Here is an 18,197-nt window from a genome sequence, read left to right on the forward strand (position 1 = left end):
ATCGTGCCGACCGGGCAATCAGTACGCTGCCGGAAGTTTTTTCTACGAGGACGCTGCCGCACATGCTATTTATGAACAAACGCTTCGAAGCAGCAGACTTCGAAATTCCTTCAAATGAACTTGTTCAACCTTGAACTGATTCGAAGGCAAAATGAAGATGGAAAGTGAACTGGTGCAGCACGCGGTCGATCAGATGGTTTCCGAAGGTCCCATCTATGACGATGCGAGGGTGGACCAGCTGGTGGACAGCCTTCAGAGGGAGCTGCATGCGACGTGCATGCGGCTCGAGGCCATCAAGGACAAGAAGGCGCGGCTCGAAGAGGCCCTGAAGGCGCTCACCTCGGACAACCCGCCGGCGACGGCCCAGCCAAGGCGCCGGAAGAAGCTTCATCTAAACAGCACCGCTCATCTCATAAGAGGTCACACGGCCGATATTCTTCGGGAAGCCGGACGGCCAATGTCCGCGACCGAAATATACCGAGCGATGTCGGAGAAGGGGCTCCTACTTTCGGTGAACAACCCGGTGAAGCAGATCGGCAGGGTCCTCTGGGGTGCGTCCGAGTTCACGCACACAGAAGGCGGATACTGGTTCGGCCAACTTGGAAGTGCTGAAGGACACGGCATCTAGTCCAAGGCGTCCGCCCTTTGTCAACAATTAAGCTTCGGGTTCAATCCTTCGAGTTCCTGGATATTCGTTTCGATCTTCGAATTCGGGAGAAGGATTCGAGCGTCTTAGAGGGTCCGCAGGCGTTGGAATTAGGCCTAGCTTACTGCGAGCATGGACTACCGCATAATTGTTGACAAGGATTCAGCCGCCCGCGCCGATGTCGCTTGGTGCTAGAAGGATTCGCACGGTTACGGAGCCACGTCTTCTACTCCTGGGAGAGGCATTCCGCCCGGCCAGATGCAAGGTTCGGCATGAGTTCCGACCGCCCGAGGCTCTGGCGCCTCGGGCGGGTTCGGCCGATCAGCTCTGCCTACCGAGCCTGATCTCGCGGTCGACCGCAAGCTCCGCCGCCATTCGCATCAGCGCGGCCTTCTCCTTCGAGAGGAGCTCCTTCGTCGCGCGATACTCGCGGCCCAGAATTCCGTCCACCTCGACGCGCAGTTCCGGCATGGGTTGGAACGAGTGGTCGACCCACTGAGCGTCGACCTGGAACCGCAGCCACTTTCCCAGGCCGTAGGAACCCGCGAGGCGGTATGCGAGCCGCGTGGCCTGATCAAGATCACTGCCCTGCACCCCACCGGATCCTATCGATCTGGTCCCGAAGACGACCTCCTCCGCCGCCATGCCCGCCAGCATGGTCCTCACCCTGGCGAGAAGCTGCCTTTCCGTCGGAAGTGCCATGTCCTTCATCTCATACTGGACCCTTCCGCCGTCCTGCACCGTGACGCCCTCCACCATGTGGGTTTCGAGCCTGATGTGGACTGCTTCCACCTGCCCGGAGGCCAGCGCCATGATGGCGTGGCCGGATTCGTGGACGGCAATCCGGTGAAGCACGTCCTCCGGTAGCGGCGCCTTGGCGGGAAGCGCGGCGGCGACGTCGCCGAGATCGACCATTGCCTTTCGCTGACGGGCATGCCTTTTTGCCTCACGAGCATACTTGTCGATATCCGCCGGCGTGGCGAGACGGAGCTGATCGGTCAGCGGACGAAGCTGCTGGGAGGAAATGCCATGGCCCAGATGGTACGAGAACATCTCGGCCCGCTCCTCCTCGTCCGGAAGTTCCAGAACAATGTGTTCTTCCAGCCGGCCGGATCTGAGGATCGCGGGATCGATCAGGTGTTCGTAGTTCGTCGCGGCGACGACGACCGTGCCGGGCTGCTCGTTGATCCGTGTGACCAGCTCCAGGAACCGGGCGATGACGTTCCCTTCGTAGTAGACGTGGTCGCTTCTCATCCTCGCCCGATCCCCGATTGCGTCGAGCTCGTCGATGAATAAGACGGCCCCTCGCCTCGACGCTGCGTCGGCGAAGGACTTAGACATTGCACTGAGGGTGTCGCCTAGATAGCCCTGCTTGGACCCCTGCCATTCGGCCACCGAGGTCGAGACAAGATCGAAGCCCAGCTCGTTGGCCAGTCCGGTCGCGAACAGCGTCTTTCCTGTTCCGGGAGGTCCGGTCAGAAGTATCCCCTTGCTTAGCTCGCTCCACTGCAGACGTCCCTGCCGCCAGTCGGCGACGTCCCCTTTGAGGTCCGCCACCCACCGCCTCGTCGGGCGGTAGCCCGGAAGATCGCTGAGCTTGGGCCCCCGTTCCGGCTCGTCCGGCGGCCGGCCGAGCAGCGACGCGTCGAAATACTTGAGGGAATTCCTCGCACTCAGCCCGATGACGACCTCGGCCCGCTGCCGGGCGATCCACGCGGCGGTCTGAACGTCGACGTCGTCGACGCCGGCGAGCCGTCGCGCCGCTTGGACATGACGTGCTGTCGGACCTGGAATGTCGACGATCGCGTCGGCGGCCAGCTGGATGGAGACCGGAAGCGCCTCGCGCGATGTGGAGAGGAGAAAGCTTTGATGTTCTGGACGAACTACGCTGACTTCGGAGCGCCTTTTCGACGTGTCGTCGTAGATCGCCACGACAGAGCGGATGTCGTCTCGGACATATGGGTTGCTCGGATCCTTTAATAGAAGGCGGGCTGCCGCCTTGGCGTGCCAGATCCATTGCTTGTCGACGACCAGGACCATCAGCCCTCTTGCGTTTCCGCGGAACTGCTCAGTCTGCCGCAACGCTCTGCGAACCGCGGAGTACATCAGGAACTTGGCTGGCTGCCTGCAGATGTCGTCGAAGTCGTCCCGCGAAAGTCGATGGTGCATCTGATCTCCTCATTTAGTACAGGCGATTCGCAAGCCTAGAAGAATTGCATTTTAAAGCCGTTTTATGGCTGATTGACGCCGCAATGTGGCGGATTCGGATCGTCGTTGTCAACAGTTTTGATTCCTGAAATCTAGGGGAATGGACAGCCTTTATCGCCTGCTGCGCGCAGCCAGAGATGTGCTCGATCTGAGCCAAACCGACGTCGCCGAAGCGGCGCGCGTTTCGACGCGCACGATCAACAGAATCGAGACAGGCGCCGGCCTAGTGAGCTTCAGTCACGTCGGACAGATCAGAATCTTCCTCGAAAGTCGCGGGGTCGTGTTCCTCGATCCCACGGACGAGGAGGACTGGACGCTGATGCTGCCGCAATGGCTCGCGCCCGCCCCCGACAAGAACTTGGAGCGCGGCAAGCTCTACCACCCCCTGCCCGGCCCGCTTTTCAGGGCGGCACGGGTGGCGCTCGGCTTCACGCAACGCGAACTGGGCTTGCGGGCCAGGCTGGCGCATACGACCGTCCGCCGGCTGGAAAAAAGCGATGTGGAAGCAAGCCCTGAGCTTGCATACGTACTCCAGAGGCACCTGGAGAAGGAGGGCGTGAAGTTCTTCCGCCCCGTTGCGGACGCTGGATGGCGAATGCGGCTGACGCCGGCAGGTTGAGCCGCGTCTTAGAAGCGCGGAACGGATACCGCACGCTCCAAAACGTCTGCTCCGGGCTCGGATAAGCCCTCCGCAGATTCTCGTTAGCTATGAAGATCAGGCCGGAGAGCCGCCGCTTTTCGCCGCCGCCGTCTCGTTCAGATTTGGTCCGACGTCACCGCGAACTCAAAAATATTCAGTACAGGTCGCCGCTTTCACTCGCTACCACAGAACGGTGCATGATGGCGGCGGACGCAGCGGAAGGATGACGCACAAATTTTCAGTTTGCCTCATCCAAATTTCGATTCGTAGGCATGACCTTCAGCCCGCCAACTTGAATTCAAAAGTTTTCAGACGACCTCGCGAATTCAAAAATATTCAATTCGGCTGGTCGTTTCTTGCGATTCCTGCAAACTGGCTCGTCGAGTTCGACCACACGGAGTTCAACCGGAGACGGCGAGCGAACAAAAGGTTTTATTGCGTCGTTTCAGCGAATTAGCTTACGGAATGGCGCGAGGGTTGAACCGAAATTTTTCAATTTTGGTTCAACCAAAATTCAATCGGTCAGGTTGCGCATAAGGCAAGAAGTCTTCGCCGAATTCAGTTCGGTCGGTTGCGCAGGGCTTCCGCTTCCGCATAGAACTTCTTTTCCCACTCCTTGTGGTTGTCGAGCCCTTCGCGGATGAACGGCGTGAAGATCGCCATATGCATCAGCATCCAGTTGACCAGCCGCGCCGGAAATTTCAGCGGCTTGACGAAGTCGACGAACAGCACCACCCGTGTCTTGTCGGTGTGGTTCCATGCCTCATGCTCATAGGCATCGTCGAAGATCAGCACCTTGCCCTCCTGCCAGTGGCAGACCTGATCCTTGATGCGGATCGCAAGGTTGTCACCGGAATTTTCCGGCACGATCAGTCCCAGATGCAGGCGCAGCACGCCGTTATAGGGACCGCGATGGGCCGGCAGATGCTTGCCAGGCTCGAAGATCGAGAACATCACCGTGGTGAGGCCGGGGATCTTCTGCATCGCCTTCCAGGTTTCCGGGCAGGTCTTGATGTTCTGTTCCGACTTGACGCCGAACCCCAGCAGGAAAAAGGTCTTCCAGCCATTGTCCGTCGAAATCGTCTTCACGTCGGTGGAAATGTCCTGGAAGGTCGGCAGCTCGTCCTTGCGCAGGAGAATGCGGTCGAGCTCGGCGCGGATGGCCGGCGCCGCTTTCTCCACCTCCGCTGCCCAAGGGAAGGTGGCATTGTCGTAGACCGGCGGATTGCCGAGCTTGGCATATTTGAAGTTCAGGCCCTCGGCCCAGGAAACGATACCCATGAAAAAACGGGTGATGCGGCTTGGGCGGTCCATCGGCGCAAGGCCGGACGTGCCGAATGTTTGTTCATGCTGGGAGATGACAGGCTGAGAAGCGAGAGGCGATGACGGTTCCACGGGAATTGGCCTGAATTGACGGTTGATAGGCTGCGGTTAAGGTGTTCCGATCACACCCTCGTCCGCTTCTGGAGTAGTTGACATGTGATGTCATGTTCCAGCTTGCAAGCACCTGTGTCCCATCTATGGCAGCCGGCTCATGAGATTCACAGGCAAGTGTGGCAGAAGAAGCGCGCGTTTGTACGCTGGACACAGAACAAGGAGCTGGAAGGGCTGAAATCAGGCGGCTTTCTAAGGGCGACCACCCTTGCAAATCCGCGGGCGGCAGCCGAAAGTGCCCATTGAACAGTCTTTACTGTAGGGGCGCTAGAAAATAGGCATGGCAGCGCGGCAACGCATCATCCCGGTCCGGCGCGAGTATAACCGCTGGGTCGCCAATCAGACGCTGGAAGACTACGCCCTACGCTTTACGGCCAAGAGTGCACGGCGCTTCTCATCGAGCCGCATCTCGCAGACCGCCATCGGCGCGATCTCGTTTCTGGCGCTCGAAGCCATCGGCGGCGCCATCACCCTCTCATACGGCACGACCAACGCCATATATGCGATCATCGCGGCTGCGATCGCTATGCTTGTCATCGGCCTGCCGATCAGCCGCTATGCGATCCGCCACGGCGTGGATATCGACCTCCTGACGCGCGGTGCGAGCTTTGGCTATATCGGCTCAACCATTACCTCGCTGATCTATGCGAGCTTCACCTTCATGCTGTTTGCGATCGAGGCCTCGATCATGACGGGGGCGCTTGATCTCGCTTTCGGCGTACCGCCCTGGATTGGCTATATCATCAGCGCCGTCATGGTGATCCCGCTGGTCATCTACGGCGTGCAATTGATTTCCCGTTTTCAGCTGATCACTCAGCCCTTTTGGATTATCCTCAACGTCCTGCCCTTCATCTTCATCGCCTTCATGGACTGGGAGAAGTTCGACCTCTGGCGGGCCTTTGCGGGCGTCAACCATTCGAATGCCGAGGTCGGTGGCGCGGCTCCCTTCAACCTCGTCGAGTTCGGCGCCGCCTCGGCGGTCATCCTGGCGCTGATGCCGCAGATCGGCGAACAGGTGGACTTCCTGCGCTTCCTGCCGGCCGAAGGCGTGCGCAAATGGCGCCACCGCCTGGCGGTGTTTCTGGCCGGCCCCGGCTGGGTGGTGGTCGGCGTGCCGAAACTGCTGGCCGGCTCCTTCCTTGCCGTGCTGACGCTGTCGACCGCCGTACCAATCCACGAGGCGGCCGATCCGGCCCATATGTATCTGGCCGCCTTCGGCTACATGATCCCTAACGAGACCGCGGCACTGCTGCTGATGGCGGCCTTTGTGGTGGTCTCGCAGCTGAAGATCAACGTGATGAACGCCTATGCGGGCTCGCTCGCCTGGTCGAACTTCTTTTCCCGCCTTACCCACAGCCACCCGGGTCGCGTCGTCTGGCTGATCTTCAACGTGGCGATCGCGCTGCTGCTGATGGAACTCGGCATCTACCGGCTGCTCGAAGCAACGCTTGGCATTTTCTCGATCATCGCCATGGCCTGGCTCTGCACGATCTCGGCCGACCTCTTCATCAACAAGCCGCTCGGCCTGTCGCCCGAGGGCATCGAATTCAAGCGGGCGCATCTCTACGATATCAACCCGGTCGGACTTGGCGCCATGTTCACGTCCGCCGGCATTGCGCTTGCTGCGCATTTTGGCCTGTTCGGGCAGATCATGGCGTCGCTTGCCACCTATGTGACGCTGATCTCATTTCTGCTGTCGCCGGCGATCGCTTTTGCAACCAAGGGGAAGTTCTACCTTGCCCGCAAGCCGCGCCACAGCTGGAAGAGCTTGGGATCGATTACATGCTCCATTTGCGAACACCCGTTCGAACATGAGGATATGGCTTGGTGCCCCGCCTATGCGGCGCCGATCTGTTCCCTCTGCTGCTCGCTCGACAGCCGCTGCCACGACATGTGCAAGCCGCATGCGCGGCTCAACGCCCAGGTCGGCGCCGTTGCCCGATCGTTTCTCCCCGAAACCGTGGTCGCGCGGCTGACCACCCGCCTTGGCCGCTATGCCACGACGGCGATCATCGCGACCTCGCTGATCGCCGCCATCCTTGCCATGATCGCCTATCATGTCGGCCAGGCGACGCCTGCCAATGCCGAGGTCATCTATCGGACGATCCTGATCGTCTTCTTCGTCTTTGCCATGATCGCCGCCGTGGTGTCCTGGTTCTACGTGCTGGCCCACGACAGCCGGGTGGTGGCGGAAGAGGAATCCTCGCGCCAGAACACGCTTCTGCTGAAGGAAATCTCCGCCCACAAGAAAACCGATGCCGCACTTCAGGAGGCCAAGGAAACGGCAGAAGCGGCCAACCGCGCAAAGAGCCGCTACGTGGTGGGGCTCTCGCACGAACTGAGGACGCCACTCAATGCCGTGCTGGGTTATGCGCAGATCCTCGAACGGGACGAAACCATCCCGGCGCCGCGCCAATCGGCGATCAAGGTGATCAAGCGCTCCGCCGACCACCTGTCCGGCCTGATCGACGGGCTTCTCGATATCTCCAAAATCGAGGCCGGACGCCTGCAGGTCTATTCTAACGAAATCAACATCCAGGACTTCCTCGACCAGATCGTCGAAATGTTTTCCCTGCAAGCCCAGGCCAAGGGATTGGCCTTCAAGCACGAGCGGGCCCGCTCCCTGCCGCAATATGTACGCACTGACGAAAAGCGGCTGCGCCAGATCCTCGTCAACCTGTTGTCCAACGCTATCAAGTTCACCGACGAGGGGGAAGTTCGCTTCGACATTACCTATCGCAGCCAGGTCGCCACCTTTACCGTTTCGGATACCGGACGCGGCATTGCCGAACAGGATCTCGGACGCGTCTACGAGCCTTTCCAGCGGGGCGAGGCTGAGACAATGCAGCCGATGCCGGGTCTCGGCCTCGGCCTGACCATCACGCGGCTGCTGACCAATACACTTGGCGGCGAGATCGCGGCGGCCAGCACCAAGGGCGAAGGATCGGTCTTCAAGGTTCGCCTGATGCTGTCGGCGATCGAACGCCCGAACACGGCACCGGCGGCGGAAAAGAAGATTGTTTCCTATACCGGTCCCCGCCGCACGATCGTCGTGGTCGACGACAACGAGGACCACCGCGACTTGATGCGCGAGGTACTCGCGCCCATGGATTTCGTAGTCCTCACTGCCAACAGCGGGCCGGACTGCCTCACCCTCATCGAAGGCGCGGCACCGGATCTTTTCCTGGTCGACATTTCCATGCCGGGCATGAGCGGCTGGCAGCTTGTGACAAAGCTTCGTGAGCTTGGCCAAATGGCACCGATCATCATGCTGTCCGCCAATATAGGTGACGGGGGCGCTGCCGATTTCGGCGACGAAGGTCACAATGATACGCTCGCCAAGCCGGTTGAAATTCGCCGCCTGGCGGACAAGCTCGCATCCCATCTCGGCCTAGTGTGGGTTTATCATGACGACATAGCGCCACCCGTCCCGCTCGCGCCCCGACTGCCGCTCAAGAGCCCGGGCAAGAACCATGTAGAGGACCTGTTACGGCTCGGCGAAATCGGCTACATCCGCGGCATAGAAGCAAAGCTGGCGGACCTGGCACGTGACGACGAACACGTGCCTTTTGCCGAAAGACTGGGGGCCTATGTCAAAGCCTTTGATATTGCCGGATACATGAAATTCCTGAGCCAAATGGAAGCGGAAAGGACGATTGATGGCTGAAGCAGCTCTGCCGCGCGACATCGTTCTTCTCGTCGACGATAGCCCCGAAGCGCTCGGCTTTCTCACCGAAACGTTGGAGAAATCCGGTTTCTCGGTTCTGATCGCAACCTCCGGCGAGGCAGCGCTTAATATCGTCGAGCGCATAACGCCCGATCTCGTTTTGCTCGATGCGGTCATGCCCGGCCTAGACGGCTTCGATACCTGCCGGCGCTTGAAGGCCAATGCTGCCGTCGCCCAGGTTCCGGTCATCTTCATGACGGGGCTGACCGAGACCGAGCATGTCGTCAACGCTCTCGATTCCGGTGGCGTCGATTATCTGACTAAGCCAATCAATATCGACGAACTGCGGGCCCGCATCCGCGTCCATTTGTCAAATGCCCGCTCCGCCCAGAGCGCCCGCGTTGCGCTCGATGCCGCCGGGCGCCATCTGCTGGCCGTCAAGGGCAACGGTGTCGTGCACTGGTCGACGCCGCAAGCGACCCGGCTGATCAATGCCGCAACCAACAGTGATGACGGCTTAGATATCGTCGCCCACCGTATTGCCGCCTGGATGTCGGAGCGCGACAAGCCGGGTTTCGTCCGTGATGCCTCATTTGCGCTGACGGAAAACGGAAAGGCGACGCTGCAATTTTCGTTCCTGGGAGCGATCGGGGCCGACGAGCACCTTTTCCGCCTGACGGCAGCCAACAAGCGCCCGGACGACCAGACCCTGCGCCAGCATTTCCCCCTCACCCAGCGGGAATCCGAGGTTCTGCTTTGGATCGCCAAGGGCAAGTCGAACCGCGATATTGGCGATATCCTCGGTCTCTCCTCGCGCACGGTCAACAAGCATCTCGAGCAGATCTATGTGAAGCTCGGCGTCGAAAACCGGGCGTCGGCGGCAGTCAAGGCGGCACACGTCCTGCACGAGATCTGACAATCGCTGCTCCTGCCATGGAACCCGGCAGTGATTTTCAGGTTGTCTCCAAAACGGACAAAACCCAATGTCATTCACGGTCAAATCGGTCCAGAACGGCACCAGGGCCGCAGATGTCGACACGGCTCATGATGCGGCTCAGGCCGTGACGGACCTGCAGCAGCGCCGGCCGGGTGCGGTCAAGGTGGAAATCCATGAAGAGGAAGGCCCGCAGTCGGCTTCCGATGATGATCCTTGCGAGCGCAAACCGCAGACCGGCGATTGATATCTGCATCGCCCAGTCTGAAACAGAGAAGCCCGGCAATGCCGGGCTTCTCCAACTGTGTGATCGTGAGCTCGAAACCGAAGCGTCTTAGCTGCCCTGCTGGAAGTAGCTGTACTGGCCGTCTGGGCCCTTCTTCCACTCGTACATGACATAGCCCGGCAGCTTCGGATCGCCCTTTTCGTCGAAGGCGATATCGCCGAGAACGGTCTTGAACGGTCCCTTTTCCTTCAACGCCTTGGCAACCACTTCCGCATCGTCGGATGCGCCGGCAGCCTTGATGCCTTCAGCAATGACCTGCACGGCTGCGTATGAGTAAAGCGTGTAGGCTTCCGGGTTGAAGCCAGCAGCCTTGAACTTGGCAACCAGGTCCTTGTTTTCCGGCTTCAGCGTCGGGTCGGGGCCGAAGGTGTTCAGCGTGCCGGCGACTGCGTCACCAGCGATCGATGCGAGTTCGTTGGAAACAATGCCGTCGCCGGAAACCAGCGTCGCCTTAAGGCCCGCATCCTTTGCCTGACGGATGATCAGACCAGCTTCGGTGTGAAGGCCACCCCAGTAGATGATCGAGACGCCGGCTTCCTTCATCTTGGAGATGAGGGCGGAGAAGTCCTTGTCGCCGACATTGACGCCTTCGCGGATGACTGCCTTCTTGCCGGCGGCGGTGTATGCCTTCTCGGTTTCTTGGGCAAGACCCTGACCGTAAGGCGTCTTGTCGTCGATGATGGCAACCTTGGCGGATGCGAACTTTTCGGCAAGATACTTGCCGGCAACGCCGCCCTGCTGGTCGTCACGTCCGCAGGTGCGGAACGTATTCCACAGGCCGCGCTCGGTGAAGGTTGGGTTGGTTGCAGCCGGGGTCACTTCCAACATGCCGTTTTCCGCATAGACTTCCTGGGAAGCCGGGATGGAAACCCCCGAGTTGAAGTGGCCGACCACGTATTTCACGCCGTCGGACGCGAACTTGTTGGCAACCGAGATACCCTGCTTCGGATCCGACACATCGTCGCCGAGCACGATCTTGATCTTTTCGCCGTTGATGCCGCCAGCTGCATTGATGTCGGCAGCAGCCTGTTCGGCACCCTTCTGGAGCTGAGCGCCGAAAGCGGCGTTCGGGCCTGTCAGCGGGCCACCAACGCCGATGACGATGTCGGCTGCCCATGCGCTGCCGCCGAAGGCAACCATGGCCGTCAGCGCAACCGCGGAAAGAAGAGACTTCTTCATAGATTAACTCCCAGTTTTTTAGGTGAGTACCTGTCTAGGATCCAACTGCAACACCCACCATCGTTGCGTCGGAAATTTGTTCCACTCTAGGTGCGTTATGCTTCGACCTTCACCAATCTGAAGTCAGAAAAGTGCGGCTGTCAATCTTTCTTCTTCCAGGAAAACGCTGACGTAGACTCATAAAGCCAGTAGTAGTTCTGGACCATCTGGCGGGTGCGACGGACGCGGAAACCAGCAACCGAAAACACCATCAGAATGACCACGTCGACGACGTAGTAGAACGGGCTGATGAACGGCCCCTGGAACAGTGCGAAGTGCAGAAAGCGCATCACCACCCCGAGAAGCAGAGTGTAAACGATCACCGTCGGAAGGTTGTCCCAGCCCTCGGCCACCGCCTTGCCGGCCCGCCAGGCGGTCCAAAATCCGATCAGCAGCACCAGGAAGCGGAGAAGGTAGCGGACGCCGCTATCGCTTTCGAAGAACAATCCCTGCATCTCAAATACTCCCGACAGCCAAACTCAGGACCACGCCGCTCAATGCCGTCCACCTTCGAGATAAGCGGCCCGAACTTCCGGATTGGCCAGCAGCTCGCGACCAGATCCGCTCATCGTCACCTTGCCGTTGACCATGACGTAAGCCCGGTCGGAAAGCTTGAGTGCCGCAAAGGCATTCTGCTCGACCAGGAAGACCGTCAATCCTTCCTCCTGGTTAAGCTTCTTGATCGCCTCGAAAATTCCCTTGACGATCAGCGGCGCGAGGCCGAGGGACGGCTCGTCGAGCAGAAGCAGCTTCGGCCGTGCCATCAGCGCACGCCCGATCGACAGCATCTGCTGCTCGCCGCCGGAAAGCGTTCCGCCACGCTGGCTCTGCCGCTCCTTGAGGCGCGGGAAAAGCGTGAAGATCTTCTCGATGTCCTCGTTGAAAAACTTGAGGTTATCGAGGCCCGCGCCCATCTGCAGGTTTTCATAAACGGTCATGCGCGGGAAGATGCGACGACCTTCCGGCGATTGGGCGATGCGGCGTCGGGCAATGAGATGCGTCGGCAGCTGGGTAATATCTTCGCCGTCGAACACGATCGAGCCGTTGCGCGCCTGCGGGCTGCCGCAAATGGTCATCATCAGCGTTGATTTGCCGGCACCGTTGGCGCCGATCAAGCTGACGATTTCGCCCTTGTGGACTTCAATATCGACGCCGGCAAGAGCACGGATATTGCCGTAATAAGTCTCGACGCCCTGGACTTTCAGAAGGGTTTCACCGGCCATCAGAGCCTCCCTCCTTCGACTTCCGATATCACCTCTTCCACCTCGTCATCCTCGACGCCGAGATATGCCGCGATCACTCTTGGGTCGTTCTTCACATGGTCCGGCGTGCCGTCCGAGATCTTCTGGCCATATTCGAGAACCACGACATGGTCGGAAATCTCCATGACCACCGACATGTCGTGCTCGATCAGAAGGATCGATACGCCTTCGTCGCGGATCGAATGGAGCAGCGTGTTGAGCGCCGCCGACTCACGCGGGTTGAGGCCGGCTGCCGGCTCATCGAGGCAGAGGAGCTCCGGTCCAGTGCACATGGCGCGGGCGATTTCCAGACGCCGCTGGGCGCCATAAGGAAGGTCTCCGGCCGGATCGTCGGCGCGATCGGTGAGATCCGCCTTGTCCAGCCAGTATTTGGCCTTTTCGATCGAGACATCGACTGCCTTGCGATAGGCAGGCAGTCCCAGAAGACCAAGGATCGTATACCCGGATGCTTTCATCAGCGCATTGTGCTGCGCCACCAGCAGGTTTTCCAGAACCGTCAGGCCGGAAAAGAGCCGGATATTCTGGAAGGTACGGGCAACGCCGGCCAATTTGGTGATCTCGAAGTCGCGCAGGCGTTCCAGCAGGAACTCCCGTCCGTCCCTGCGCTGCAAGGTGATCATGCCCATGGTCGGCCGGTAGAAGCCGGTAATGCAGTTGAAGACGGTCGTCTTGCCTGCACCATTGGGACCGATCAGTGCCGTGATCTCGCCGCGTCGAGCCTCGAAAGTGAGGTCGTTGATGGCCATCAGGCCACCGAACTTCATCGAAAGATGCTCGACTTTCAAAAGCGTATTATTCGTCATCGTGATTGTCTCGAGAGCCATCAGCCGTGGCCCTCCTTGGTGAAGCTGCCGGAAACCGCCCTGCGTTCCTTGAGGAAGGCAGTCGGTTCTCGCGAACCGACGAAGCCGCGCGGCTTGAACAGCATGACGATGATCATCGCCAGACCGAACAACAGCATGCGGTAGAGTTCAGGGGTGAAGTCGGGTCCGAACACGACCTTGAGGAAGGACATTTCGCGCAGCACTTCTGTACCGCCTACCATGACGATGGCCGCTATGGCGATGCCGGTCAGCGAGCCCATCCCACCGAGAACCACAATGGCCAGAATAACGGCCGATTCCAGGAAGACGAAGCTCTCGGGCGACACGAAACCCTGTCTCGTGGCGAAGAAGGAGCCTGCAAAGCCGCCGAACATGGCACCGATGGCGAAGGCTGTCAGCTTGGTGGTGACGGTATTGATGCCGAGTGAGCGGCAGGCAATTTCGTCTTCGCGCAAGGCTTCCCAGGCGCGCCCGATCGGCATGCGCCGCAAGCGGATGGTCACATAGGCCGTCAGCATGCAGAGCGCCAGGATGATGTAGAACAAGAAGATCTTGTAATAAACCGACGAGGCCGACAGCCCCCACGCCTTGACGAAATTGTTGGTGGCACCGGTGTCGAAGGACCAGATACCGAAGAACGACGCCTTGGCGATACCGGATATGCCGAATGTGCCCTTGGTGACGTCGGTCCAGTTGATCAGCACCAGACGGATGATCTCGCCGAAGGCCAGCGTCACGATAGCGAGATAATCGCCCCTCAAGCGCAGAACCGGGAAGCCGAGAATAATCCCCCAGAGAGCGGCAAGAATCCCCGACATCGGCAAGAGAAGCCAGAAGGAGAAGCCGAAATAGGACGACAGCAGGGCGTAGGAATAGGCGCCCACCGCATAGAAGGCGACATAGCCGAGATCGAGCAGGCCAGCAAGGCCAACGACGATATTCAGGCCCCAGGCCAGCATCACATAGATGAGGATCTGGATGCCGAAATTGTCGACATATTTCAGCGAGCCCTGCTTGCCGACGATCATCAGCGAAAGGAAGGGGTAGATCAGCAACAGCACGAGCGCGATCTTGAGGAAGTGCTTATGGAAGAAGCTCTTCTTGTCGGAGATCTCAAGAACGCCACTCTTGGCCTTGTTGAGCTTGCGGCGATCGATATGCGGCTTGATGAAGGCGACCGTGACGAAACGGCCGACAGCGGCCACGATCACGAAGATGGCCAGAAGGCCCCACCGCGTGCGCCACACCAGGGCATTGTTGATGTCCTGGTAGGTTTCGATTCCGACGAAAAGCAGGAACATGCCGAAGGCGATAACGCCTGCGAACAGTGCTTCCTTGAGCGCCTGCCCCATCGTGCCGGCATTGCCGGTTTCAGAAGGATTGGACATGTCAGACCTTCTCCACTTCCGGACGTCCGAGGATGCCGGTCGGCTTGAAGATCAGCACGAAAGCAAGGATCGCGAAGGTCGCGACATCCTTGTAGGCGATCGAGAAGTAGGCAGACCACAGGGACTCGATAAGCCCGATGAGGAGACCGCCGAGAACTGCGCCCGGAAGCGAGCCGATGCCACCGAGAACTGCTGCTGTGAAAGCTTTTACGCCGGGAATGAAGCCATCGTTGAAGGAGGCAACGCCGTAGTAGATCAGATACATGCCACCCGCGACAGCTGCCAGCGCGGCACCCATAATGAAGGTGATGGAGATCGTCCGATCAACGTCGACACCGAGAAGGGCCGCCATCTTGCGATCCTGTTCCGTCGCCCTTTGAGCGCGGCCGAGCGGTGTCTTGTTGACGATATACCAGAAGGCGAACAAGAGGACGGCAGTGATGACGACGATCAGCAGCTGTTTCAGCGAAATCGTGATGGCACCCAGGTGATAAACGTCGTTGACCAGCGGCGGGATCGGCTTGTTGCGCGGCCCCTGTGTCACCTGGATGAAGTTCGACAGGACGATCGACATGCCGATCGCGGTGATCAGCGGCGCCAGCCGGAAGGATCCCCGCAGCGGGCGGTAGGCCACGCGCTCGATCGTCCAGTTCCACAAGCCCGTCAGAATCATGCCCACCAGCAGCATCACCAGAAGCAGAAGCGCGATCGGTATGCCGGCAAAAAATGAAGTAACGATCAGGAAGACGATCAAGGCGGCAAAGCCGCCGAGCATGAAAATGTCGCCATGGGCGAAGTTGATCATGCCGATGATGCCGTAAACCATCGTATAGCCGATCGCCACGAGGCCATAGATGGATCCAAGAGTCAGCCCGTTGATGAGCTGCTGGATAAAATACTCCATATACCTTTTCCCCCGGACGCAGTTCAGGAGTGCGCTGCGTCTCTTGTATTGGATGTCCCTAATGGGTTCTTACACCCGCGATTTCATAACGTTTTCGAAAGAAATGTGAAGTCCAAAACCCGCAGGAGGCTTAAGAATCACCGCATTCTCAACAATTTGACGCCACAAAGTCCATGAGCAACAAAAAAGCAGCAGCCTGTGGCAAAAAATTAGCCACAGGTTTCCTCGTGTTACTTTGCAAGATTGTCTCAGCCGCGCATGCGCGCGCCATGCGCGTCGAAGAGCGGATGCGTCTGCAATCGCGCATCCAGCATTTCACCCAAAAGTTCGATCTGCCAACCGTCCGCAACGGTGGCGATCTCTCGCGGCACATATCCCATGGCGACGGACACGCCCGAAGCATGAGCGTAGCCGCCGGACGTGACCCAGCCGCAGACTTGGCCGTTCAGCGAGATCGGCTCGTCGCCGATAACGTCCGCATCTCGAGCATCCACCACGAACGTCACCAGGCGAAGCGCACCGCCCGAAGCCTTCTCCTCGAGCGCCGCCGCCTTGCCGATGAAGTCGGCCGGCTTTGCATAAGCGATGAAGCGCCCGAGCGAGGCTTCCTGCGGCCCGTACAAAGGCCGGTATTCGCGCGACCAGCTGCCGAAGCCCTTTTCGAGGCGCAGTGCATTGAGGGCCCGGAGCCCGAAAAGCCGGATGCCGAATTCCGCACCGGCCTCCATGATCAGGTCGAAAAGGCTGCGCTGGAATTCCGGCTTCATCCACAGCTCGAAGCCGAGATCGCCCGTATAGCTGACACGGCCGAGAATGACCGGCGCCATGCCGAGATCGACTTCGGTGATCGACATGAACGGCAGTGCCGCATCCGACAGGTCGAGGTGGGTCAGCTTCTGCAGGACGTCGCGCGACCTCGGTCCCGCCACCGACAGCCCGACCAGCCCCAGATTGAGCGTATTCAGCTCCACCGAACCGTCTTCGGGAAGATGGCTCTCGAACCAGCGCATGTGATAGTCTTCGGCGATCCCGGAGCCGATCAGCAGGAATTCCTGATCGTCGAGATTAGCGAGCGTGAAATCGCCGATCAGCTTGCCGGCATCGTTGAGCATGGGTGTCAGCGTCATTCGCCCGGCAGACGGCATGCGGCCGGCCAGGATGCGGTCGAGCCAGTCGTGGGCGCCCTCGCCCGCCACGGCATATTTGGCAAAGCCTGAGGTTTCCATCAGGCCCACACGGTCACGCACCGCCCTTGCCTCCTTTCCGACCGCTTCGAAATCCGTGGACCGGCGCCAGGAGAATTTGTCCTCCACCCCTTCCGGCGCAAACCATAGTGGCGTTTCCAACCCGTAGGATGCGCCAAACACGGCGCCGGCGGCCTTGAGCTTGTCGTAGATCGGCGTCGTCAGCAGCGGTCGTGCCGCCGGCAGTTCCTCATTGGGATAGCGGATCGAGAAGCGGCGGGAATAGTTTTCGCGCACCTTGGCATTGGTATAGGCGAGCGTTGCATAGTCGCCGTATCGGCAGACGTCCATGGCGAAGACGTCGAAGCCCGGATCACCGTTGATGATCCATTGCGCCAGCGCCAGCCCGACACCGCCGCCCTGGCTGAAGCCGGCCATCACGGCGCAGGCCGACCAGAAATTCGTCATGCCGCGCACCGGGCCCACGAGAGGGTTTCCGTCCGGGGAGAAGGTGAAGGGCCCGTTGATGATTTTCCTGATGCCGGCATTGTTGAAGGCCGGGAAATGCCGGAAGCCAACCTCAAGCTCGTTGGTGATGCGCTCTAGGTCCTCGGCCAGCAGTTCGTGGCCGAAATCCCACGGCGTCTCGATCGGCGACCAGGGTCGGCAATCCTTCTCGTAGGTGCCCATCAGCATGCCATTGCGTTCCTGGCGAATGTAGATCTCGCCGTCGAAATCGACGCAGTGCATCAGCTCCCTGCCGCGGCTCTGGTTGAATTTGATCACCTCCGGCATGTCCTCGGTGATCAGATACATGTGCTCCATGGCCAGCACCGGCAGTTCCAGCCCGACCATGCGCCCCACTTCGCGAGCCCACAGGCCTGCGGCATTGACGACATGCTCGCAGTGGATCTCGCCCTTGTCTGTGATGACCCGCCAGGTGCCGTCCTCCAGCTGCACGAGATCCTCGACCTTGGTGTGAAGGTAGATTTCCGCGCCATTCTTCTTGGCCGATTTCGCATAGGCATGCGTCGTGCCGTAGGGATCGAGATGCCCTTCATGCGGGTCGAAGACGGCGCCAACGAATTGCGACGGATCGAGAAGCGGCATCATGTCGTGGGCTTCTTCGGCAGAAATCAGCCGTGCTTCGCCGCCGGCATATTTGCCCTTGGCGAGCAGCGATTTCATCCAGTCGAACCGCTCGTGGGTCGCGGCCAGCATGAGCCCCGAGGTCATATGCAGGCCGATGTCCTGGCCCGAATAATCCTCGATCTCCTTGTAAAGGTCGACCGTGTATTTCTGCAGCTTGGCGACGTTCGGGTCGCCGTTGATCGTGTGCATGCCGCCGGCTGCATGCCAGGTTGAACCGGAGGTCAGTTCCGACCTCTCGACCAGCACCACGTCGGTCCAGCCGAACTTGGTGAGATGATAGAGGACGGAGCATCCGACGACACCGCCGCCGATGACGACGACCTGGGCATGGCTCTTCATTCGAATTCTCCGGTCGAGTACGGTAAGATCGCAAGGAACCTAGAGCCTCCTGCGTAAGCCCAATAGGCTATTCTGCGAAGCCGGATTTGTCGTTTCCGACATAGTCAGTGT

Annotated in this window: 14 protein-coding genes; 5 read left to right on the forward strand and 9 right to left on the reverse strand. The window is 59.6% G+C overall.

What is annotated here, in order from left to right:
- Positions 1-151 precede the first annotated feature (151 nt).
- Positions 152-628: a hypothetical protein gene (locus tag E2F50_RS03795; protein ID WP_133314705.1), complete on the forward strand. Its 477-nt coding sequence runs from the start codon at positions 152-154 to the stop codon at positions 626-628.
- Between the two features lie 339 nt (positions 629-967).
- Here E2F50_RS03795 and E2F50_RS03800 read toward each other — a convergent pair whose 3' ends face one another.
- Positions 968-2,815: an AAA family ATPase gene (locus tag E2F50_RS03800; RefSeq protein ID WP_133314706.1), complete on the reverse strand. Its 1,848-nt coding sequence runs from the start codon at positions 2,813-2,815 to the stop codon at positions 968-970.
- A 139-nt stretch (positions 2,816-2,954) separates the two neighbouring features.
- Between E2F50_RS03800 and E2F50_RS03805 the strand changes: the two genes are divergently transcribed.
- On the forward strand, positions 2,955-3,473 hold the full coding sequence (locus E2F50_RS03805) for a helix-turn-helix domain-containing protein (RefSeq protein ID WP_133314707.1): 519 nt from the start codon (positions 2,955-2,957) through the stop codon (positions 3,471-3,473).
- A 579-nt stretch (positions 3,474-4,052) separates the two neighbouring features.
- Here the strand turns inward: E2F50_RS03805 and olsC are convergent.
- On the reverse strand, positions 4,053-4,889 hold the full coding sequence (gene olsC, locus E2F50_RS03810; RefSeq protein WP_245515283.1) for an ornithine lipid ester-linked acyl 2-hydroxylase OlsC: 837 nt from the start codon (positions 4,887-4,889) through the stop codon (positions 4,053-4,055).
- A 319-nt stretch (positions 4,890-5,208) separates the two neighbouring features.
- Here olsC and E2F50_RS03815 point away from each other — a divergent pair, with 319 nt between their 5' ends.
- The 3 genes from E2F50_RS03815 to E2F50_RS03825 all read left to right on the forward strand — a co-directional run bounded on the left by E2F50_RS03815 (position 5,209) and on the right by E2F50_RS03825 (position 9,776).
- A complete protein-coding gene (locus E2F50_RS03815; protein ID WP_133314708.1) occupies positions 5,209-8,595 on the forward strand; it encodes a hybrid sensor histidine kinase/response regulator in 3,387 nt (1,128 codons plus the stop codon).
- Positions 8,588-9,511 carry a response regulator transcription factor gene (locus tag E2F50_RS03820; RefSeq protein WP_133314709.1) on the forward strand — a complete coding sequence of 308 codons (924 nt, stop codon included), beginning with the start codon at positions 8,588-8,590 and terminating at the stop codon, positions 9,509-9,511. Before E2F50_RS03815 ends, E2F50_RS03820 begins: the two co-directional genes overlap by 8 nt.
- Before the next feature lie 67 nt (positions 9,512-9,578).
- On the forward strand, positions 9,579-9,776 hold the full coding sequence (locus tag E2F50_RS03825; RefSeq protein WP_133314710.1) for a hypothetical protein: 198 nt from the start codon (positions 9,579-9,581) through the stop codon (positions 9,774-9,776).
- Positions 9,777-9,863: 87 nt separating this feature from the next.
- On the opposite strand, the gene E2F50_RS03830 is transcribed toward E2F50_RS03825, so the two are convergent.
- The 7 genes from E2F50_RS03830 to E2F50_RS03860 form a co-directional block, all read right to left on the reverse strand.
- The gene (locus tag E2F50_RS03830) at positions 9,864-10,994 is read right to left on the reverse strand and encodes a branched-chain amino acid ABC transporter substrate-binding protein (RefSeq protein ID WP_133314711.1); all 1,131 of its coding nucleotides are present in this window, start codon (positions 10,992-10,994) and stop codon (positions 9,864-9,866) included.
- 140 nt (positions 10,995-11,134) lie between these two features.
- Positions 11,135-11,488, reverse strand: a complete 354-nt coding sequence (locus E2F50_RS03835; protein WP_133314712.1) for a DUF6867 family protein — start codon at positions 11,486-11,488, stop codon at positions 11,135-11,137.
- 39 nt (positions 11,489-11,527) lie between these two features.
- Complete coding sequence (locus E2F50_RS03840) at positions 11,528-12,256, reverse strand: ABC transporter ATP-binding protein (RefSeq protein WP_133314713.1); 729 nt, start codon at positions 12,254-12,256, stop codon at positions 11,528-11,530.
- Complete coding sequence (locus tag E2F50_RS03845) at positions 12,256-13,119, reverse strand: ABC transporter ATP-binding protein (protein ID WP_133314714.1); 864 nt, start codon at positions 13,117-13,119, stop codon at positions 12,256-12,258. Before E2F50_RS03845 ends, E2F50_RS03840 begins: the two co-directional genes overlap by 1 nt.
- Positions 13,119-14,507 carry a high-affinity branched-chain amino acid ABC transporter permease LivM gene (livM, locus tag E2F50_RS03850; protein ID WP_133314715.1) on the reverse strand — a complete coding sequence of 463 codons (1,389 nt, stop codon included), beginning with the start codon at positions 14,505-14,507 and terminating at the stop codon, positions 13,119-13,121. Before livM ends, E2F50_RS03845 begins: the two co-directional genes overlap by 1 nt.
- 1 nt (position 14,508) lies before the next feature.
- Entirely contained in the window at positions 14,509-15,411 is a 903-nt protein-coding gene (locus E2F50_RS03855) for a branched-chain amino acid ABC transporter permease (RefSeq protein WP_133314716.1), read from the reverse strand.
- Positions 15,412-15,659: 248 nt separating this feature from the next.
- Positions 15,660-18,086: a GcvT family protein gene (locus E2F50_RS03860; protein WP_133314717.1), complete on the reverse strand. Its 2,427-nt coding sequence runs from the start codon at positions 18,084-18,086 to the stop codon at positions 15,660-15,662.
- Positions 18,087-18,197 lie beyond the last annotated feature (111 nt).

The sequence above is a fragment of the Rhizobium deserti genome, assembly GCF_004358025.1.
Taxonomy (GTDB): Bacteria; Pseudomonadota; Alphaproteobacteria; order Rhizobiales; family Rhizobiaceae; genus Neorhizobium; species Neorhizobium deserti.